Origin of the sequence: Pseudorhodoferax sp. LjRoot39, from assembly GCF_964253035.1 — a bacterium.
Lineage (GTDB): Bacteria > Pseudomonadota > Gammaproteobacteria > Burkholderiales > Burkholderiaceae_C > Pseudorhodoferax.
In genome coordinates this window covers 4,397,473-4,417,433 of the sequence record NZ_CAXUQL020000001.1, presented here as the reverse complement: position 1 = coordinate 4,417,433, position 19,961 = coordinate 4,397,473, and the positions used below count along the sequence as shown (strand labels likewise).

Here is a 19,961-nt window from a genome sequence, read left to right as displayed (position 1 = left end):
CTGGCAAGCTCAAGAACCAACATTTGGAACGACACCGTCGCGAGCTGGCTGATTTCGATGAGCGCTAGGTTCTGCTGCAAAGCGATCACTGCTAGTCGGAGATCGGCCGACTGCATTGGGCGCATTGCGGCCGCTTTTTTGGCAGCGCGTATTGCGCACTTTCTATATCACAAGCCGCAGAACTTCGCATTGATTCTGACGAAAGCACATCAACGGCAACGAAAGTTCAAAGCCGTTTGAAATCAACGCCACTGTTTTCATGAATACCGGCATCTCACACGTCACCCCAGCCGCAGCAGCACGGCCGACGCCGCGCACACCAGCAGGAACGGGATGCTGATGCGGTGGAATTCGCGCAGCCCGTCCGGCAGCCGCGCCAGCCGCAGCGCGATCAGGTTGGCCAGCGAGCCCAGCACGCAGCCGAAGCCGCCCACGCTCACGCCCGCGGCCAGCGCCGGCAGGTCGCGCACCGTGCCGTCCAGCAGGATGGTGGCGGGCACGTTGCTGATGACCTGCGACGCGAGGATGGCCGCCAGGTAGGCGCGCCAGCCTTCGGCGATGGGCCACTGCTGCAGCAGCGCGGCGATGGCCGGCAGTTCGGTCACCTGGCGCAGCACCACGAACATCAGCGCGATGGTGGCCAGCAGCGCCCAGTCCACGCCCTTGAGAACGCGCGGCGCGGCCAGCGCGAACACGCCGTAGACCAGGGCCAGGCCGGGCAGCAGCCAGTGCCGGTCCAGCGCCACCACGAAGGCCACGAACAGCACGGCCGCCATGGCCAGCAGGCGCGGCTGGACCGGCTGCGACGCGGGTGCAGGCTTGAGCGCGATGGGCGTGCGCGGCACCAGCCACCAGGCGGCGGCAAACAGCCAGAACAGCATCACGGCCACGGTGGGCACCATCATGCCCATGAAGCCCACGAAGCTCTCGCCCGAGCGGTGCCACAGGTACAGGTTCTGCGGGTTGCCGATGGGCGTGAGGGCAGAGCCCGCGTTCACGGCCAGGGCCTGCAACACCACCAGCCGCGCCAGCGGCAGGTGCGCCTGCGTGGCCAGCACGCGCGTGAGCGGCACCAGCAGGAACAGGCTCACGTCGTTGGTGACCAGGGCCGACAGCAGCGCCGCCGTTGCCGTGAGCAGCAGCGCCAGGCCGCGCAGCGTGTGCACGCGCGCCAGCAGACGCTGGGCCGTGGCCTGCAGCATGCCGCTGCGCTCCACCGCCCGGGTGACGGCCAGCAGCCCGGCCAGCGCGCCGATGGTCTGCCAGTCCACCAGCTGCAGCGTGGCTATGGGCGCGCGCGGATGCCACACGGCAAACACGGCGGCCAGGGCCAGCAGGATCCACAGCAGGGTGTTGCCGGCCGGCGCATCGGCGGCGGGAGCAGAAACGGCGGAAGGGTCGGACATGTTCAATGGCATGGGCGCACGGCGGTGCAGCCCCAGGGTGATTCGATTTCCGTGCCAGCCCGGCGGCCTGGCCGATCAAGGACTTGCGGCACGGCGGACGCGCGCGGTGGATGCATGGCGGACAGCGGGGTGTCTCCGAAGCGGACGCTTCACGCCAGCCCGTATTGCGCCAGCTTGCGGTACAGCAGCTGGCGGTGGATGCCCAGCGCGCGCGCCGTCTCGGCCCGGTTGCCCTGGCTGCGCGCGAGTGCGTGGGCGATCAGCTGCCGTTCGAGCCGCTCCACGGCCTCGGGCAGGCTGGCCTGCAGCCAGTCGGCCGGCAGCGCGGCCTCGCCCGGTGGCGCGGCGGGCGCGGTGTTGCCCAACCCCAGGTCGGCCGCGTCGAGCACGCGGTGGCGCACCAGCGCCTGGCAGCGCTCCATGAGGTTGCGCAGCTCGCGCACGTTGCCGGGCCAGCGCTGGCGCAGCAGGGCCTGCGCGGCGCCGGCCGACAAGACCTTGGGCGCCCCACCCTCCTGGCGCGCGGCGGCGCGGCGCAGGAAGTGCTCGGCCAGCGGGATGATGTCGGCCAGCCGCTCGCGCAGCGGCGGCAGCCGCACGGTCAGCACGTCGAGCCGGTAGAACAGGTCTTCGCGGAACACGCCCTCGCGCACGGCCTGGGCCAGGTCGCGGTGGGTGGCGGCGACCACGCGCACGTCCACCTTGTGGGTGCGGTGCCCGCCCAGCGGCGTGACCTCGCCCTCCTGCAGCACGCGCAGGATCTTGGCCTGCACGCCGCTGGCCATGTCGCCGATCTCGTCGAGCAGCAGCACGCCGCCATCGGCCGCGCGGAAGCAGCCCGGCCGGTCGGACGTGGCGCCCGTGAAGGCGCCGCGCACGTGGCCGAAGAGCTCGCTTTCGAGCAGCTCCTTGGGGATGGCCGCACAGTTGATGGCGACGAAGGGGCCGCCGGCCCGGTCCGAATGGCGGTGCAGCGCCCGCGCCACCATCTCCTTGCCGCTGCCGGTCTCGCCCAGCACGAGCACCGGCGCTGCGCTGGCGGCGGCCAGGCCGATGCGCTTGTGCACCTCGCGCATGGCCTCGCTCGGGCCGACGAGTTCGTCCTCCTCGCCGTCCGCAGTGGCGGCGGGCGCGGCTTGCACCGCGTCGGCGCTGCGCAGCGCGCGGGCCAGCACATCGGCCACGTCCTGCCGCTTGATCGGCTTGGCCAGGTGGTCGAAGGCGCCCAGGCGCATGGCCTCGATGGTGTTGCCGCTGCTGGCGTAGGCCGTCAGCACGATGACCGGCGGCAGATGCGCGAGCCGCGCGCGCAGCGCGGCCAGCACCTGCAGACCGTCCATGCCAGGCATGCGGTGGTCCAGGAACACGGCGGCGAAGCGCTGGCGCGCGGCCAGCGCCAGCGCCTGATCGCCGCTGGCAGCCTGCACCGGTTCGTGGCCCAGGCCCTGCAATGTCTCGGCCAGGGTTTCGCGGAAGGCGTCGTCGTCGTCGACGATCAGCAGGCGTGCCATGGCATCTCCAGTTCGAAGCGGGCGCCGGGCGTGCGGGCCAGGTGGCGCAGCTCGCCGCCGTGCGCCAGCGCCACCTCGCGCGCCAGCGCCAGGCCCAGGCCGGTGCCGTCGGCGCGGCCGGTGGCGAAGGGCTCGAACAGCTGGGGCAGCAGCGCCTCGGGCACGCCAGGGCCGTCGTCGTCCACGGCGACCAGCAGCGTGCCGGCGGACGTGCGCCGGGCCGACAGCAGCACCACGCTGCCGGCGGGTGCGTGGCGCAGCGCGTTGTCCAGCAGGTTGTCGACGGCGCGCGCGAGGTGCACGGGGTCGAAGCGGGCGGCGCCCGGCGCAGTGCCCTCCAGCGCGAGACGCGCGCCGCGCTGGGCCGCCAGGCGGTCCACGCCGGCCAGCCGCTCGGCCAGCCAGGGCTGCAGGTCCACGCACTGCGGGGCCAGCTGCACGGGCTGCACCAGCGCGATCAGGCTTTGCACCAGGCCGTCGAGCCGGTCGATCTGGCCGACGATGGCCTGCAGCGCCTCGCCGTGGCGGGCCGGCGCGGCGGCCAGCGCGTTCTCGGCCTTGAGCCGCATGGCGGCGATGGGGTTGCGGATCTCGTGGGCGATGCCGCCCGTCATGCGGCCCAGGGCCGCCAGGCGCTGGTCGCGGCTGCGCTGCTGCGCGGCCTCCTGCAGCTGCGCGCGGGCCTGTTCGAAGCGGGCGCGGTAGCGGTTGAAGCCGTCGACGATGCGGTCCAGTTCCCGCACGCCGGTGCGCGCGAGTTCGGGCACGCGCTCGCCGTCGGCCTGCACGAGCTGGTCTTCCAGCCGCGCCACATGGCGCATGCCGCGCCGCAGGATCAGGCCCAGCCACAGCGCCGAGAACAGCACCACGACCAGCAGCACCGCCAGGCCCGTGTACAGGCTTCCCAGGGCCGCCAGCGCACCAGCGTGCGTGCGCGTCATGGTCCAGGCGGCCAGGTCGTCGGCCGGTGCGGCCAGCGGGCAGGCCGCAACGATCAGCGCCTCGCGGCTGCCGCGCAGCACGTCGGCCTGCGGCTGCTGGGTGCGGGCGGCGCGCTGCGCGAGTTCCACGATCAGGGGCTGTTCGGCCGCGGGCACGTCGCGCTTGACGCCGCTGCCCTCGTAGGTGGGATAGGCATAGGCCAGCATGCCGCCCTGGGCCTGCCAGATGCCGCCCTCCACGTGCGGGGTGTCGCGCAGCACCAGTTGCAGCAGCACCTGCAGCAGGTCCAGCTGGGGTGCGGCGGCCACCGGTGCCGGCACCGACTGTGCATAGCGCGCGGCGATGGCGCCGCACGACCGCTCGGCCACCGTGCGGGCGGCCTCGACCTGGGCGCCGGCACTGCTGCGGTACAGCACCAGCATGGTCACCGCGAGCACGGCGCACAAGACGGCGAGCAAGGCAGCGAAGAGGCTGAACTGGAAACGCAGTGAGCGCATGGAGCGTGGAAGACCGCGGCCATGCGCCGCGTGGGGGCGGATGATCGCATGCGGTGCATGCCGCTGCCGGTCAGCACAGGGCCCATCCGGCGGTCCGCCGAAGCCTGGCACGACAATCCCGGGCCGCCAACCGCCTTCACGCCATGGACAACCCGCTTTCACCCATCCTGCAGGCGCTGCAGGACATGCCCACTGCTTCCAGCGCCCTGCGGGGCAAGACGCGACGGACCGCCGCACCCGGCTTCAGCGCGGAGGGCAGCCTGGCCCTGGACGCGCTCGCCGTGGAGGTGCGCAACGTGGGTCCGCTCGCGCAGCCGCTCGATGCCGCATCGGCCCAGGCCTTGCACGCGGCCTGCACGCCGGCGCCTTACGGGCGGCGCGAGCGCACGCAGGTGGACAAGACCGTGCGCGACACAGGCCAGATCGACGCGGACGTCCTCACGCTGCACTGGCGCAAGGGCGCCCTGCCCCGCCTGCTGGCCGATGCGGCGAGCCGGCTCGGCCTGGGTCCCTTGCAGGCCCATGCGCACAAGCTGCTGGTCTACGGTCCGGGCCAGTTCTTCAAACCCCACCAGGACACCGAGAAGCACCCCGGCATGGTCGCGACCCTGGTGCTGGTCTGGCCATCGGCCCACATCGGCGGCACGCTGCAGGTGCGCCACGGCGATGCGCAGGCGCAGTTCGCCTCGCAGCACCTGCAGGCCGGCGGCCTGCGCTGGTTCGCCTTCTATGCCGACTGCCGGCACGAGGTGCTGCCCGTTTCCGAAGGCTGGCGCGTGGTGCTGACGCTGGACCTGGTGTTGCAACCCACTGCGCCGGACGCGCCGCCGCCGCAGGCGCACGCGCCCGTGGTGGACGCGCTGACGCGACTCTTCGCGCCGCCGGCCGACACCCGGCCCTGGATGTTCTTGCTGGAGCACGAATACACGGAGCATGGCCTGCGCTGGGGCCTGCTCAAGGGCGAGGACCGGCTGCACGTGCAGGCCTTGCGCGCCGCAGCACAGGCGCTGGGGCTGCGCATGCACCTCGCACTCGCCGAGATCCACGAGAGCTGGACTGCGGTGCAGCAGCCCGGGCGGCGCGGCCGTGCCGAGGAGCCGGAGGCGGACGAACTGATCGACGAGGGCATGGTGCTGGATTTCTGGGTCGACGCCGACGACCAGCCCCGGCCCGGCCGCACGCTCGCCGTGCCGCTGGACCGTGCCGAAGGCTTCGCCGACACCGGCGAGCGCTACCTCGTCGACGAGGAGTACGAAGGCTACATGGGCAACTACGGCGAGACGCTGGACTTCTGGTACCGGCGCGCGGCCCTGGTGCTGCAGACGCCGGCAGCCGTCGAGGCCAGCCGCTTCGTCACCGACTTCGACGCGGCGCTGGCCGACGCGCTGGCGCTGGCCCGCCGCCCCGGCAGCGGCGCAGCGCTGGGCCGGCTGCTGGCCGCGGCCATGCCGACGCTGCGGCACGCGTGCCGCGCGCAGGGTCGTGCACTGTTCCAGGCCAGCGTGGAGCTGGCCTGCGCCGTGCCCGATGCAGCGCAGGCGCGCAGCCTGTGCGAGGGCTTCGCCTGGGCCGCCCTGCAGCCCGAGGATGCGCCCGCCCTGGCCCGGCTGGAGGCCTGCCGTGGCACCGACTGGGTGCTTGCGCTGCTGCAGGAGGCCTGGGCACCGGTACCGCGGGCGAGCTGGTGGAGCCACTCGGACGCCGCGTCGCCTGGCCCGACGTTCTGGCCGGCGCCGTTGCCCGCCTTCCTCGCGGCCTGCGATGCCGCCGGTACCACACCGGCCCTGCGCGCAGCGATGGTCTCGCATGGGCTCGCGCTGTTGGTGCGCTCCGACGGCCCGGTCGGCAAGTCCAGTCCGCGCGAGCGGGAGGGCCTGCTGGCCGCCAGACTGGCGGCGGTGTGCGAACTGGTGCAGGCCCTGCAACCCTGGACCACACGGGCCACGAGTCTGCAGCTGCAGCTGCTCGCCCATGTCGCGCAACACCCCTTGCTGTACCCGCTGCGCGCGCTCGCGCCACTGTGGAAGTTGCTGCCGCGGGGCCGGGCGGCAGCGCCGGAAATCGGCAGCCTGCGCAAAGCGGCGCGGCAGGCGCTCGAACAGGCCCTGGGCCGCGCGGAGGCGGGCGCGGACGACCACAGCCTGGACGACTTCGACATCGAATGGACCTGCCGCTGCGCCGACTGCATCCCGTTGATCCGATGGGCCGCCAGCGCGTCCGCCCAGCCCCTGGCGCTGGCCATGGCCGAACAACGCCGGACCCATGTGCAACAACGGCTGGAGGCCGCGGCCGCGCCCATCGGCGCCACGACACTGCGCGAAGGCTCGCCCTACAAGCTGGTGCTCAGCAAACCCAAGGACCTGCCGGCGCGGCGGGCCCGGCAACGGGCCGCATGGCAGCAGGCGTTGGCGGACCTGTAGGCCTTACTGGTTCAGCTGCGCCCAGGTCTTGTCCAGCCGCTTGGTGCTGACCGGCTGCGGCGTGCGCAGCTCCTGCGCGAAGAAGCTCACGCGCAGCTCCTCCAGCAGCCAGCGCAGTTCCTGCATGCGGCTGTCGACCTGGCCCTTGCGCTCGGCGACCAGGCGCCAGTAGCGCTGCTCCTGGGGCCTGAGTTCGGCCAGGCGCGTGGCGTCGCGCGCGGGGTCGGCGCGCAGCTTGTCCAGCCGCAGCACCACCGCCTTGAGGTAGCGCGCGAAGTGCTGCAGCTGCGGCCAGGGCGTGACGGCCAGGAAGTCCTTGGGCACCAGGCGCTGCAGCTGCTGCTGGACGTCGGCGGCCACGTCGGCGTTGGGCCTCGCGTCCTTGAGCTTGCGCAGCGCGGTGGCGTACTCCACGAGGATGGTGCCGGCCAGACGTGCCACCTCGTTGGCGATCAGCGTGAGCCGGCCGCGGCCCTCGTCGATGCGGCGCTTGAAGGCCTGGGCGTCGGTCGGCAGCGGATCGAGCAGGAAGGCGCGGTCCAGCGCCACGTCGATGATCTGCGTGCGCAGCATCTCCTGCGTTCCGAGCGGCATGTAGGCCACGGCCATCTTCTGCAGGTCGGGGATGTTCTTCTCCAGGTACTTGAGCGCATCGCGGATCTGCAGCGCGAACAGCCGGCGCAGGCCGGCACGGTGCCTGGCGGCGGCCACATCGGGCTCGTCGAAGACCTCGATGCGCACGGCATCGCCGTCGTCGATCAAGGCCGGGAAGCCGATCACGCTCTGGCCGCCCTTGCGGATCTCCAGCAGTTCGGGCAGCTCGCCGAAGTCCCATTGGGTGTGGCGCTGGTTGGCCGGCAGCGTGGGCGCGGGCGGCGCGGCCTTCGGCGCCGGTGTCGCAGCTTTGGTGGCCGCCGGCGCTGGCGCTGGTGCCGCCGTGGTCTTGAGCGAGGCCAGCGCCTGGAACGCACCGCGCGCCTGCGTGCCGAGTTCGGCCTTGAGCGCACCCAGGTTGCGGCCCATGCCACGCTGGCGGCCGTGCTCGTCCACCACCTGCAGGTTCATGAACAGATGCGGGCTCAGCATGTCGAGCTTGAAGTCGGCCTTCTTCACGTCGATGCCGGTCTGGTCGCGCACGGCCTTGAGCAGCACGTCGACCAGGCCGCCCTGCCCGAACGGCAACTCGGCCGCCAGCCGTGCGGCCGACTCTGGCAGCGGCACGAAGCGCGAGCGCGGGCGCTGCGGCAGGCTCTTGAGCAGGGCCTGGATCTTGTCCTTGAGCATGCCCGGCACCAGCCATTCGCAGCGGTCCTCGGCCACCTGGTTCAGCACGAACAGCGGCACGGTGACGGTCACGCCGTCGCGCGTGTTGCCGGGCTCGTGCAGGTAGCTGGCCGCGCAGTCCACGCCGCCCAGGCGCACGGTGCGCGGGAAGGTCTCGGTGGTGATGCCGGCAGCCTCGTGGCGCATGAGTTCTTCGCGCGTCAGTTGCAGCAGCTTGGGGTTGGTGCGCGAGGCGTCGCGCCACCAGGACTCGAACAGGCGGCCGCTGTGCACCTCGGCCGGCAGCTGCGCGTCGTAGAAGGCGTAGATGAGTTCCTCGTCGACCAGCACGTCCTGCCGGCGCGACTTGTGCTCCAGCGCCTCGACCTGGGCGATGGTGCGCGCGTTGGCGGCGGCGAACGGCAGCTTGGTCTCCCACTCGCCGGCCACCAGACCCTGGCGGATGAAGATCTCGCGCGCGCCGGCCGCGTCCACGCGGCTGTAGGGCATGCGCCGGTTGTTGTAGACCACCAGGCCATACAGCGTCGCGCGCTCCAGCGCCACGACCTCGGCGGCCTTCTTCTCCCAGTGCGGGTCGAGCAGCTGCTTCTTGAGCAGGTGGGCGCCGACCTCTTCCAGCCACTGCGGCTCGATGTTGGCGATGCCGCGGCCGAACAGCCGCGTGGTCTCCACGAGTTCGGCCACGGCGATCCAGCGGCCCGGCTTCTTCTTGAGGTGGGCGCCCGGGTGCCGGTGGAACTTGATGCCGCGCGCGCCGAGGTAGAGGTCTTCGTCCTCGGGCTTGAAGCCAATGTTGCCGAGCAGGCCGGCCAGCATGGCCTTGTGCAGTTGCTCGTAGCTGGCAGGCTGGTCGTTGAGCTTCCAGCGGTGCTCGGTCACCACGGTCAGCAGCTGGCTGTGGATGTCGCGCCACTCGCGCACGCGGCGGATGTTGATGAAGTTCTGGCGCAGCAGTTGCTCGTACTGGCGGTTGCTGAGCTTGTGCGTTTCCCCATGGCCACCGCGACTGTCGTGAATCCACTGCCACAGCCGCAGGTAGCCGCTGAACTCGCTCTTCTCATCGTCGAACTTGGCGTGTTGCTGGTCGGCCTGGGCCTGCATGTCCATGGGCCGGTCGCGCACGTCCTGCACCGACAGGGCCGAGGCGATGACCAGCACCTCGGAGAGGGCCTGGCGCTCGCGGCCGGCCAGGATGATGCGGCCCACGCGCGGGTCCAGCGGCAGCCGGGCCAGCTCGGCGCCGACGGCCGTCAGCACGTTGTTGTCGTCGACCGCGCCGAGCTCGTTGAGCAGCTGGTAGCCATCGGTGATGGCGCGCTTGGAAGGCGCCTCGACGAAGGGAAAGTCCTCCACCTCGCCCAGGTGCAGCGACTTCATGCGCAGGATCACGCCGGCCAGCGAGCTGCGCAGGATCTCGGGATCGGTGAAGCGCGGGCGGCCGTTGAAGTCGTCCTCGCCATAGAGGCGGATGCAGATGCCGTCGGCCACGCGGCCGCAGCGGCCGGCGCGCTGGTTGGCCGCGGCCTGGCTGATCGGTTCGACCAGCAGCTGCTCGACCTTGCTGCGCAGGCTGTAGCGCTTGACGCGCGCGGTGCCCGCGTCGATCACGTAACGGATGCCGGGCACGGTCAGCGAGGTCTCGGCCACGTTGGTGGCCAGCACGATGCGCCTCTTGCCGCGCAGCACGAAGATCTCGTCCTGCTCGGCCTGGCTCAAGCGTGCGAACAGCGGCAGCACCTGGGCGTCGCGCAGCACGGGCTGGTGCTGCAAATGGCCGCGCAGGTGGTCGGCGGCCTCGCGGATTTCGCGCTCACCGGGCAGGAAGACCAGGATGTCGCCGCCCTGGCGCGGATCGCGCCAGAGTTCGTCCACGCCGTCGGCGATGGCCTCGTTGAGCCCGTAGTCGCGCGATTCCTCGTACGGGCGCCAGCGCTGCTCGACCGGGAACATGCGGCCCGAGACCATGATGACGGGCGCTGGGCCCTGGGCGCTTTTGAAGTGCTGCGCAAAGCGGTCGGCATCGATCGTGGCGGACGTGACGATCACCTTGAGATCCGGCCGGCGCGGCAGGATCTGGCGTAGGTAGCCCAGCAGGAAGTCGATGTTGAGGCTGCGCTCGTGCGCCTCGTCGATGATCAGCGTGTCGTAGGCCTTGAGCAGCGGATCGGTCTGCGTCTCGGCAAGCAGGATGCCGTCGGTCATGAGCTTGACCGAGGCGTTGCGCGAGAGCCGGTCCTGGAAGCGGACCTTGAAGCCGACCACCTCGCCCAGCGGCGATTTCATCTCCTCGGCGATGCGCTTGGCCACCGAGCTGGCGGCGATGCGACGCGGCTGGGTGTGGCCGATCAGCCGGCCCTGGCCGCTCTGCGCATTGCACTTTCCGCGGCCCAGCGCCAGCGCGATCTTGGGCAGTTGCGTGGTCTTGCCCGAGCCGGTCTCGCCGCAGACGATGACCACCTGGTGCGCCGCGATCGCGGCCATGATTTCCTCGCGCCGGCCGGAGACGGGCAAGGATTCGGGAAAGCTCAGCGTGAAGGCTGGCGCCGGGGGCGCCGCGGGGGCTTCGGGCATATGGAAAGGGGCGCGCGTCCCGGTCGGGGACTTCGTAGAGAATCCAGGATTATCCCAGTGCAGCTCCTGCACTGCCCCGCTCCACGCGCAGACCCGCCGCCCATGTCCGCTGTCTTCAATTTCACCTTCGTCCCGTGGTTCCGCTCGGTTGCGCCGTACATCCACACGCACCGTGGCAAGACCTTCGTGGTCGGCATCGCCGGCGAGGCCATTGCTGCCGGCAAGCTGCAAAGCATTGCCCAGGATCTGGCGCTGATCCAGGCCATGGGTGTGCGCATCGTGCTCGTGCACGGCTTTCGGCCGCAGGTCAACGAGCAGCTGCGCGCCAAGGGGCACGAGGCACGCTACTCGCACGGCATCCGCATCACCGACGAGGTGGCGCTGGACTGCGCGCAGGAGGCCGCCGGCCAGCTGCGCTACGAGATCGAAGCGGCCTTCAGCCAGGGCCTGCCCAACACGCCCATGGCCGGCGCCACGGTGCGCGTGATCTCGGGCAACTTCATCACGGCGCGGCCGGTGGGCATCGTGGACGGCGTGGACTTCCAGCACTCGGGCTCGATCCGCAAGGTCGACGTAGCCGGCCTGCTGCGCACGCTGGACATGGGCGCGCTGGTGCTGCTGTCACCGTTCGGCTTCTCACCCACGGGCGAGGCCTTCAACCTGACCATGGAAGAAGTGGCAACCAGCGTGGCCACCGCGCTGCAGGCCGACAAGCTGATCTTCCTGACCGAGGTGCCGGGCATCCGCATGCAGCCCGGCGAGCCGGCGTCCGACGACAACCCGATCGACACCGAGCTGCCGCTGGCCGTGGCCGAGCAGCTGCTGGCCCAGCTGCCCACGCCGCAGCAGCCGACCGACACCGGCTTTTACCTGCAGCACTGCGTGAAGGCCTGCAAGGCCGGCGTGGAGCGCAGCCACATCCTGCCGTTCGCGCTGGATGGCGCGCTGCTGCTGGAGATCTACGTGCACGATGGCATCGGCACCATGGTCATCGACGAGAAGCTGGAAAGCGTGCGCGAGGCCTCCAGCGACGACGTGGGCGGCATCCTGCAGCTGATCGAGCCCTTCGAGAAGGACGGCACGCTGGTCAAGCGCAGCCGCACCGAGATCGAGCGCGACGCCCACCTGTACACCGTGATCGAGCACGATGGTGTGATCTTCGCGTGCGCGGCGCTCTACCCCTACCCCGAGGCCAAGACGGCCGAGATGGCGGCGCTCACGGTGTCGCCACAGAGCCAGGGCCAGGGCGACGGCGAGAAGGTCTTGAAGCGCATCGAGCACCGCGCGCGCCAGGCCGGCCTCACCAGCATCTTCGTGCTGACCACGCGCACCATGCACTGGTTCATCAAGCGTGGCTTCCAGCCGGTGGACCCGGACTGGCTGCCCGAGGCGCGCAAGCGCAAGTACAACTGGGACCGGCGCAGCCAGGTGCTGGTCAAGAAGCTGGGCTGATCACTCGGCCACCGGCTCCGGCGCGGCGGCCGGCACCACGTCCATCTGGTCGGCATCCAGGAACAGCTCGGCATAGCGCCGGTACACGCCCTGGTGCATGAAGACGTCGAACAGGTCCGGGTCGATGTGGCCGTTCTTCTTGAAGCGCACCATGATCTCCAGCGCCTTGGACACCTTCATGCCGGACTTGTAGGGCCGGTCCACGGCGGTCAGCGCCTCGAAGATGTCGGCGATGCCCAGCATGCGCGCCTGCAGCGACATCTCGTGGCGCATCAGGCCCTTGGGATAGCCGCGCCCGTCCATGCGCTCGTGGTGGCCCCCGGCGAACTCCGGCACATTGCGCAAATGCTTGGGCCAGGGCACCTGCTCCAGCATGCGGTTGGTCGCGACGATGTGGTAGTTGATGATGTCGCGCTCCTTGGCGGTCAGCGTGCCGCGCCGGATCGACAGGTTCTCCATCTCGTCGTCGGTGAAGAAGGGCGCGTCCTGCCCCTGGGGGCCGGACCAGCGGCGCCGTTCGGACAGCGACTGCAGCCGCGTCGGCGTGCCTTCGTTGAAGTACTCGGTGCCACGGTTGAGCTTGCGGATGAACTCACGCTCCTCGTCCAGGGCGGCCTGTTCCGTGGTGCAGGCGGCGGCGGCCTGGGCTTCGGCGACCGGGTCCACGCAGGGCCGCAGCGCCAGCTGGCGCTTGAGGGCCGCGATCTCCAGGTCGCGCCGCACCACCTCGAAACGCGTGTCGACCAGCACGATGCGGTCGAACAGGGTCTGCAGCTTGGTCGCCTTGTCGACGACATGCACGGGCGTGGAGATCTTGCCGCAGTCGTGCAGCAGGCCGGCGATCTTGAGCTCGTAGCGGTCGCGCTCGGTCATCTTGAAGCTGGCCAGCGGGCCATCGTCGGTGGCGTCCACCGCGTCGGCCAGCATCATGGTCAGCTCGGGCACGCGGTTGCAGTGCCCGCCCGTGTACGGCGACTTGTCGTCGATCGCCATGTTGATCAGGTGGATGAAGGACTCGAACAGTTGCTCCAGCTGGATGATCAGTTGCCGGTTCGACAGCGCGATGGCCGCCTGCGAGGCCAGCGACTCCACCAGCCGCTGGTCGGCCTCGGAGAAGGTGACCACGCGGCCCAGGTCCGGCTCCTGCGCATTGATGAGCTGCAGCACGCCGATGACCTCGCCGTCGTGGTTCTTCATCGGCACCGTCAGGAAGGACTGCGAGCGGTAGCCGGTGCGCTGGTCGAAGGCGCGCGTGCCCGAGAAGTCGAAGCCCTCCTCGGCATAGGCGTCGGCGATGTTGACGGTGCGGTCATGGATGGCGGCATAGGTCGCCACCATGCTGTCGTTGAAGCTGCCGTCGGCGTTGACCAGCTGCAGCAGCGGGAATTCGATCGGGCGCCCGGTGGTGCCACCCAGGAAGATGTCCAGCGAGTTCGTGCGCATGATCTCGAAGCGCAGCGCGCTGCCGTCTTCCGTCATGCGGTACAGGGTGCCGCCATCGGCATGCGTGATGTTCTTGGCCGCGATCAGAATGCCTTCGAGCAAGGCATCCGTGTCGCGCTCCTTGGACAAGGCGGCGCCGATTGCATTGAGCTGGTCCAGCCGGGCCAGCAGATCTCCCACGAGGTCCATCGCCATTGGTCTTTGTCCTTGTCCTGCGCCACGCACTCCATGTCTGCGACCAGCCAGCCGGAAAATGAAGCGTGCACCGCATGTATTGCGCACAGGTTGCGTGGCGCGATGTGCCATTATTTGTGCAGAACCAAGCCACAACGCAGTCGTGACCGCACGTTGGCGCGACTACCTCAACACAAGTGAGCATCAATCTGTGCATCATCGACCGCGGGCGGCCCCTGTGCGGCTGATCGGAGCGCCATTCGTCCAGCCCGGACTTCCGCCGGGCGCGGCCCTGCCATGAAGCCGCGCCGCCCTGCCCTGCCCTGGCTCGCCCCTGGCGAAGCCCTGCCGCCCGTGTCCCTGGCCTGGGGGCCGGAGGATCCTGCCCCCGGCCTGCTGGCCGCCGGCGGCAGCCTGGACGTGGACAGCCTGCGCGCTGCCTACGGCCATGGCGTCTACCCCTGGTTCAGCGAAGGCCAGCCCATCCTGTGGTGGAGCCCGGACCCGCGCATGGTGCTGCAGTCCGGCGCGTTCCGGCTGCACCGCTCGCTGCGCAAGACGCTGCAGCACTTCATGGCCACGCCGGGCTGCGAAGTGCGCTTCGACAGCGCCTTCGGCGACGTGGTGCGCGCCTGTGCCGCCAGCCCGCGCGAGGGACAGTCCGGTACCTGGATCGTGCCCGAGATGGTGCGTGCCTACGAAGACCTGCACGCTGCAGGCAGTGCCCACAGCGTGGAGACCTGGGTCGACGGCGAGCTGCTGGGCGGGCTGTACTGCGTGGGCCTGGGGCGCGCGGTGTTCGGCGAATCCATGTTCGCGCGCGCCACCGATGCCTCCAAGATCGCGCTGGCGGCCCTGGTGGCCTGGTGCAGGGTGCACGGCGTGGTGCAGATCGACTGCCAGCAGAACACCCGCCACCTGGCCTCGCTGGGCGCTGCAGAGATGCCACGCGCGGACTTCGTGTCGCGGCTGCGCCAGGACGCGCTGGCACCCGATCCACCCTGGTGTTTTGACCCCGTATACTGGTCCGCACTGTTCACTCCAGTGTCTCGTACGGCGTGACCCACCTGAACGATCTCCCCCTGCAGACGCTGCAGTTCTATGCGACTGCGCCCTATCCGTGCAGCTATCTGGCGGACCGGCAGGCCCGGTCGCAGGTGGCGACGCCAGGGCACCTGATCCAGAGCGACACCTACTCGGAGCTGGTGCAGAAGGGTTTTCGGCGCAGCGGGATGTTCACTTACCGACCGCATTGCGACGGCTGCCAGGCCTGCCTGCCGCTGCGTGTGCTGGTCGACCGCTTCCAGCCCGACCGCAGCCAGCGCCGTGCGCTGGCGCGGCACGCCGCGCTGCAGGTGCGCGTGCTCAAGCTGTGCTTCGTGCCCGAGCACTACCAGCTCTACCTGCGCTACCAGAACGGCCGCCACGCCGGCGGCGGCATGGACCACGACAGCATCGACCAGTACACGCAGTTCCTGCTGCAAAGCCGCGTCAACTCGCGGCTGGTCGAGTTCCACGAACCCGGGGTGGATGGCGAGCCGCCCCGCCTCAAGATGGTGTCCATCCTGGACATCCTCAACGACGGCCTGTCGGCCGTCTACACCTTCTACGAGCCCGAAGCCCATGCCAGCTACGGCACCTACAGCGTGCTCTGGCAGATCGAGCAGGCCCGCAGCCTGGGCCTTCCCCATGTCTACCTGGGCTACTGGATCGGCCAAAGCGACAAGATGAACTACAAAGCCCGATTCCACCCCCACCAACTCCTGATCGATGGCCATTGGCAGGGCGGCCCTGCCCAGCCATGAAGAAGACAGAACACCAAGCTGGCGGCACCCCCACGGTCCAGGTCATCGAGCGCATGTTCGCGCTGATCGACGTGCTGGCCTCGCGCGAAGAGGCCATGTCGCTCAAGGAAATCAGCGAGAAGACCGGCCTGCACCCCTCGACCACGCACCGCATCCTGAACGACCTGGCCACGGGCCGCTTCGTCGACCGGCCGGAACCGGGCACCTACCGGCTGGGCATGCGCCTGCTGGAGCTGGGCAACATCGTCAAGGGCCGGCTGAGCGTGCGCGACGCGGCACTGACGCCCATGCGCGAGCTGCACCGGCTGATCCAGCAGCCCGTGAACCTGAGCCTGCGCCAGGGCGACGAGATCGTCTACATCGAGCGGGCGCTGTCCGAGCGTTCGGGCATGCAGGTGGTGCGCGCCATCGGCGGGCGTGCTCCGCTGCACCTGACCTCGGTCGGCAAGCTGTTCCTGGCCGCCGACGATGCGCAGCGCGTGCGCGCCTATGCCACGCGCACTGGCCTGGCCGGCCACACGCGCAACAGCCTCACGCAGCTGCCGCTGCTCGAGCGCGAACTGGCCAAGGCCCGCATGACGGGCGTGGCACGCGACAACGAGGAACTGGAACTGGGTGTGCGCTGCATGGCAGCCGGCATCTACGACGACCAGGCCCGGCTTGTGGCCGGCCTGTCGATCTCCTCGCCGGCGGACCGCCTGGACGAATCCTGGCTCCCCAAGCTGCAGCACACGGCCAACGAGATCTCTGCCGCGCTGGGCTACCGAGCCGGCAACAACGACGCCTGATCCACGCGGGCCGCCCGGCCCGCGACCGGTCTCAGTGGCGCGTGGAGATCGGCACCAGCGCCGCGGCGCTGTGGCCACCGGCGGTGATGGCTGCAGCGGTCGTGGATTCGACCCACTTGCGCACGCGCTCGGCATCGCCCAGGCGGCTCAGCTTGCCGGCCGAATCCAGGAAGACCATGATCACCTTGCGGCCGGCGATGCTGGCCTGCATGACCAGGCATTGGCCGGCTTCGTTGATGAAGCCGGTCTTCTGCAGGCCGATGTCCCAGTCCGGATTCTTGATGAGCCGGTTGGTGGTGTTGAACTGCAGCGTGCGGCGGCCGACGTCGACGGCGTAGCTCGGTGAGGTCGACAGTTCGCGGATCAGCGGCTCGCGGTAGGCGGCGCCGACCAGCAGGGCCAGGTCGTGCGCGCTGGACTGGTTGTTGGGCGACAGGCCCGTCGGCTCGACGTAGCGCGTGTCCTTCATGCCCAGCTGCATGGCCTTGGCGTTCATGCGGCTCACAAAGGTCGCCATGCCGCCCGGGAAGGTGCGGCCCAGCGCGTGGGCGGCGCGGTTCTCGCTGGACATCAGCGCCAAATGCAGCAGTTCACCGCGGCTCAGGCTGGCTCCGACGACCAGGCGCGAACGACTCCACTTCTCGGTGTCCACATCGTCCTGGGTGATCGTGATCACCTCGTCCATGGGCAGCTGCGCCTCGTTGACGATCACGCCCGTCATGAGCTTGGTCAGCGAGGCGATGGGCAGCACCGCGTTCTCGTTCTTGCGCAGCAGGACTTCATCGGTCTCCTGGTCGATGACCAGGGCCACGCTGGACTTCAGGTCCAGCGGATCGTCGGCGGCGTGCAGGCCGGCCAGTTGGCCGAACGAGGGCTTGAGGGGAATGATGGCGGCGCGAGGCGTCTCGATGCGCTGGCGGCCTTTGACGCTGACCTTGACGCGACGCTTGGGCGTGGCGGCGGCCGTCTTGCGCTCTGCGGCCTGGCGCTTCTCGGCCACCACCTTTTTCTTGCGCGGCGCGGCGTCGGCCTGGGGCACTGCCAGCATGAACAGGCAGGAAAACACGACGAGCGCTTGCGCGAACCGCTGCAAGCCGGAAAAACGAGAAGAAGTCATGCGCCCACCTACTGAAACCGCCGAGGATGCGGGAGTGTATCCACTCCAAAAAGCTCACACAACATCAAAGACTTGCGCGGTCAAGTTAATGTGATGAGCGGTGGCTGCGTGGCCTTGAGGCAACAAAAAAGCCGACCCTGTCGGGTCGGCTTTCTGTTGTGCGGAAGCCTCAGCCTGCCGTCGCTTCCTCGGCCTCGGGCTTGGCCCGGCCTTCCTTCTTGGGCAGCGGCTGGATGTCCAGCTGCACCTCGCCGGTCTCCACGCCCTTCTCATCCTTGGACAGGGCGATGTCGACCACCAGGCGACCGCCGTCGGTCAGGCGACCGAACAGCAGCTCGTCGGCCAGCGCGCGCCGGATCATGTCCTGGATCAGGCGCTGCATCGGCCGTGCACCCATGAGCGGATCGAAGCCCTTGCGCGCCAGGTACTTGCGCAGGCCGTCGGTGAAGGTGACTTCCACCTTCTTCTCGGCCAGCTGGGTCTCCAGCTGCAGCAGGAACTTGTCGACCACACGCAGGATGATGGTCTCGTCCAGCGCCTTGAAGCTCACGATCGCGTCCAGGCGGTTGCGGAACTCGGGCGTGAACAGGCGCTTGATGTCGCCCATTTCGTCGCCGGCTTCGCGCGGGTTCGTGAAGCCGATGGTCGCCTTGTTCATGGTCTCGGCACCCGCGTTCGTCGTCATGATGATGATGACGTTGCGGAAGTCGGCCTTGCGTCCGTTGTTGTCCGTCAGGCTGCCATGGTCCATGACCTGCAGCAGCACGTTGAAGATGTCCGGGTGCGCCTTCTCGATCTCGTCGAGCAGCAGCACCGCGTGCGGCTTCTTCGTGACGGCCTCGGTCAGCAAGCCCCCCTGGTCAAACCCAACATAGCCCGGAGGCGCGCCGATCAGTCGGCTCACGGCATGGCGCTCCATGTACTCCGACATGTCGAAGCGGATCAGCTCGATGCCCATGATGTAGGCCAGCTGCTTGGCGGCCTCGGTCTTGCCGACGCCGGTGGGGCCGCTGAACAGGAAGCTGCCGATCGGCTTGTCGCCCTTGCCCAGGCCCGAGCGCGCCATCTTGACCGAGGAGGCCAGCACTTCGAGCGCCTTGTCCTGGCCGAACACCACGCTCTTCAAGTCACGCTCCAGCGTCTGCAGCTTGCCGCGGTCGTCGTTGGACACGTTCGCAGGTGGGATGCGCGCGATCTTGGCCACGATTTCCTCGACCTCGGACTTGCCGATGGTCTTCTTGCGCTTGGACGCGGTCAGGATGCGCTGGGCCGCGCCGGCCTCGTCGATCACGTCGATGGCCTTGTCGGGCAGGTGGCGGTCGTTGATGTACTTGGCCGACAGTTCAGCCGCGGCCTGCAACGCCGCCGCCGCATACCTGACGTTGTGGTGCTCCTCGAAGCGCGACTTCAGGCCCTTGAGGATCTCCACCGTCTGCTCGACCGTGGGCTCGACCACGTCGACCTTCTGGAAGCGCCGCGACAGTGCCGCATCCTTCTCGAAGATGCCGCGGTACTCGGTGAAGGTGGTCGCGCCGATGCACTTGAGCTGGCCGCTGGACAGCGCCGGCTTGAGCAGGTTGGACGCGTCCAGCGTGCCGCCCGAGGCTGCGCCGGCGCCGATCAGCGTGTGGATCTCGTCGATGAACAGCACGGCGTTCGGCTTGTCCTTGAGCGACTTGAGCACGCCCTTCAGGCGTTGCTCGAAGTCACCGCGGTACTTGGTGCCAGCCAGCAGCGCGCCCATGTCGAGCGAGTAGACCTGGGCCTCGGCCAGGATCTCGGGCACGTCCTTCTGCGTGATGCGCCAGGCCAGGCCCTCGGCGATGGCGGTCTTGCCGACACCGGCCTCGCCCACCAGCAGCGGGTTGTTCTTGCGCCGACGGCACAGGATCTGGATCACACGCTCGACCTCGTACTCGCGGCCGATCAGCGGATCGATCTTGCCTTCCTTGGCCAACTGGTTCAGGTTCTGCGTGAACTGCTCCAGCGGCGAGGCCTTCTCGTTCTTCTCGGCCGCGCCCTCTTCGCTCTCTGGCTGGGCGTCGTTGGACTTGGTGGGCTCCGGCGGATCGCTCTTCTTGATGCCGTGGGCGATGAAGTTCACCACGTCCAGGCGCGTCACGCCCTGCTGGTGCAGGTAGTAGACGGCGTGCGAGTCCTTCTCGCCGAAGATGGCCACCAGCACGTTGGCGCCGGTGACTTCCTTCTTGCCGCTGCCGGTGGACTGCACGTGCATGATGGCGCGCTGGATCACGCGCTGGAAGCCCAGGGTCGGCTGGGTGTCCACATCGTCGGTGCCCGCCACCTGCGGCGTGTTGTCCTTGATGAAATTCGTCAGCGACTTGCGCAGGTCGTCGATGTTGGCCGAGCAGGCCCGCAGCACCTCGGCGGCACTGGGGTTGTCCAGCAAGGCAAGCAGCAGGTGTTCGACCGTGATGAACTCGTGGCGTTGCTGGCGCGCTTCCACGAAGGCCATGTGCAAACTGACTTCCAATTCCTGGGCGATCATGAAGATTCCTTTGACACCATGCTGATAACGTGCGCTCTACTT

The 19,961-nt window shown here is 69.3% G+C and carries 12 protein-coding genes; 5 read left to right on the top strand and 7 right to left on the bottom strand.

Annotation, left to right across the window (positions count from 1 at the left end; translation table 11 throughout):
• Positions 1–281: 281 nt before the first annotated feature.
• The 3 genes from ACSQ4M_RS20495 to ACSQ4M_RS20485 all read right to left on the bottom strand — a co-directional run bounded on the left by ACSQ4M_RS20495 (position 282) and on the right by ACSQ4M_RS20485 (position 4,317).
• A complete protein-coding gene (locus ACSQ4M_RS20495; RefSeq protein ID WP_436191263.1) occupies positions 282–1,406 on the bottom strand; it encodes an SLC13 family permease in 1,125 nt (374 codons plus the stop codon).
• A gap of 149 nt (positions 1,407–1,555) precedes the next feature.
• Positions 1,556–2,917, bottom strand: coding sequence for a sigma-54-dependent transcriptional regulator (locus tag ACSQ4M_RS20490; protein WP_436191262.1), 1,362 nt, complete (start codon positions 2,915–2,917; stop codon positions 1,556–1,558).
• Positions 2,902–4,317: a sensor histidine kinase gene (locus tag ACSQ4M_RS20485; RefSeq protein ID WP_436191261.1), complete on the bottom strand. Its 1,416-nt coding sequence runs from the start codon at positions 4,315–4,317 to the stop codon at positions 2,902–2,904. The genes ACSQ4M_RS20490 and ACSQ4M_RS20485 overlap by 16 nt, the downstream gene beginning before the upstream one ends.
• Positions 4,318–4,499: 182 nt before the next feature.
• Here ACSQ4M_RS20485 and ACSQ4M_RS20480 point away from each other — a divergent pair, with 182 nt between their 5' ends.
• Complete coding sequence (locus tag ACSQ4M_RS20480) at positions 4,500–6,776, top strand: 2OG-Fe(II) oxygenase (RefSeq protein WP_436191260.1); 2,277 nt, start codon at positions 4,500–4,502, stop codon at positions 6,774–6,776.
• Between the two features lie 3 nt (positions 6,777–6,779).
• Here ACSQ4M_RS20480 and hrpA read toward each other — a convergent pair whose 3' ends face one another.
• Positions 6,780–10,631, bottom strand: a complete 3,852-nt coding sequence (gene hrpA, locus ACSQ4M_RS20475) for an ATP-dependent RNA helicase HrpA (protein ID WP_436191259.1) — start codon at positions 10,629–10,631, stop codon at positions 6,780–6,782.
• 102 nt (positions 10,632–10,733) lie between these two features.
• On the opposite strand from hrpA, the gene argA reads away from it, so the two are divergent.
• Positions 10,734–12,083 (top strand): amino-acid N-acetyltransferase, encoded by a 1,350-nt coding sequence (gene argA, locus ACSQ4M_RS20470; protein ID WP_436191258.1) that lies wholly within the window; start codon positions 10,734–10,736, stop codon positions 12,081–12,083.
• On the opposite strand, the gene ACSQ4M_RS20465 is transcribed toward argA, so the two are convergent.
• Positions 12,084–13,721: an HD domain-containing phosphohydrolase gene (locus ACSQ4M_RS20465; RefSeq protein WP_436191257.1), complete on the bottom strand. Its 1,638-nt coding sequence runs from the start codon at positions 13,719–13,721 to the stop codon at positions 12,084–12,086.
• Positions 13,722–13,997: 276 nt separating this feature from the next.
• Between ACSQ4M_RS20465 and aat the strand changes: the two genes are divergently transcribed.
• The 3 genes from aat to ACSQ4M_RS20450 are packed head-to-tail and all read left to right on the top strand — an operon-like array spanning position 13,998 to position 16,293.
• Positions 13,998–14,762 (top strand): leucyl/phenylalanyl-tRNA--protein transferase, encoded by a 765-nt coding sequence (aat, locus tag ACSQ4M_RS20460; protein ID WP_436191256.1) that lies wholly within the window; start codon positions 13,998–14,000, stop codon positions 14,760–14,762.
• Positions 14,759–15,505 (top strand): arginyltransferase, encoded by a 747-nt coding sequence (locus tag ACSQ4M_RS20455; protein ID WP_436191255.1) that lies wholly within the window; start codon positions 14,759–14,761, stop codon positions 15,503–15,505. Before aat ends, ACSQ4M_RS20455 begins: the two co-directional genes overlap by 4 nt.
• Positions 15,502–16,293 carry an IclR family transcriptional regulator gene (locus ACSQ4M_RS20450; RefSeq protein WP_436191254.1) on the top strand — a complete coding sequence of 264 codons (792 nt, stop codon included), beginning with the start codon at positions 15,502–15,504 and terminating at the stop codon, positions 16,291–16,293. The genes ACSQ4M_RS20455 and ACSQ4M_RS20450 overlap by 4 nt, the downstream gene beginning before the upstream one ends.
• 31 nt (positions 16,294–16,324) lie before the next feature.
• Here the strand turns inward: ACSQ4M_RS20450 and ACSQ4M_RS20445 are convergent, their stop codons facing one another.
• Positions 16,325–17,410: a serine hydrolase gene (locus tag ACSQ4M_RS20445; RefSeq protein ID WP_436191253.1), complete on the bottom strand. Its 1,086-nt coding sequence runs from the start codon at positions 17,408–17,410 to the stop codon at positions 16,325–16,327.
• Positions 17,411–17,579: 169 nt separating this feature from the next.
• The gene (gene clpA / locus ACSQ4M_RS20440) at positions 17,580–19,919 is read right to left on the bottom strand and encodes an ATP-dependent Clp protease ATP-binding subunit ClpA (RefSeq protein WP_436191252.1); all 2,340 of its coding nucleotides are present in this window, start codon (positions 19,917–19,919) and stop codon (positions 17,580–17,582) included.
• Positions 19,920–19,961 lie beyond the last annotated feature (42 nt).

What these genes read in the sequence shown, in the direction of transcription:
- ACSQ4M_RS20450 (WP_436191254.1), top strand. Translation starts at nt 15,502, where the DNA reads ATGAAGAAGACAGAACACCAAGCTGGCGGCACCCCCACGGTCCAGGTC.
- aat (WP_436191256.1), top strand. Translation starts at nt 13,998, where the DNA reads ATGAAGCCGCGCCGCCCTGCCCTGCCCTGGCTCGCCCCTGGCGAAGCC.
- ACSQ4M_RS20490 (WP_436191262.1), bottom strand. Translation starts at nt 2,917, where the DNA reads ATGGCACGCCTGCTGATCGTCGACGACGACGACGCCTTCCGCGAAACC.
- ACSQ4M_RS20445 (WP_436191253.1), bottom strand. Translation starts at nt 17,410, where the DNA reads ATGACTTCTTCTCGTTTTTCCGGCTTGCAGCGGTTCGCGCAAGCGCTC.
- ACSQ4M_RS20495 (WP_436191263.1), bottom strand. Translation starts at nt 1,406, where the DNA reads ATGTCCGACCCTTCCGCCGTTTCTGCTCCCGCCGCCGATGCGCCGGCC.
- ACSQ4M_RS20480 (WP_436191260.1), top strand. Translation starts at nt 4,500, where the DNA reads ATGGACAACCCGCTTTCACCCATCCTGCAGGCGCTGCAGGACATGCCC.
- hrpA (WP_436191259.1), bottom strand. Translation starts at nt 10,631, where the DNA reads ATGCCCGAAGCCCCCGCGGCGCCCCCGGCGCCAGCCTTCACGCTGAGC.
- argA (WP_436191258.1), top strand. Translation starts at nt 10,734, where the DNA reads ATGTCCGCTGTCTTCAATTTCACCTTCGTCCCGTGGTTCCGCTCGGTT.
- ACSQ4M_RS20465 (WP_436191257.1), bottom strand. Translation starts at nt 13,721, where the DNA reads ATGGCGATGGACCTCGTGGGAGATCTGCTGGCCCGGCTGGACCAGCTC.
- clpA (WP_436191252.1), bottom strand. Translation starts at nt 19,919, where the DNA reads ATGATCGCCCAGGAATTGGAAGTCAGTTTGCACATGGCCTTCGTGGAA.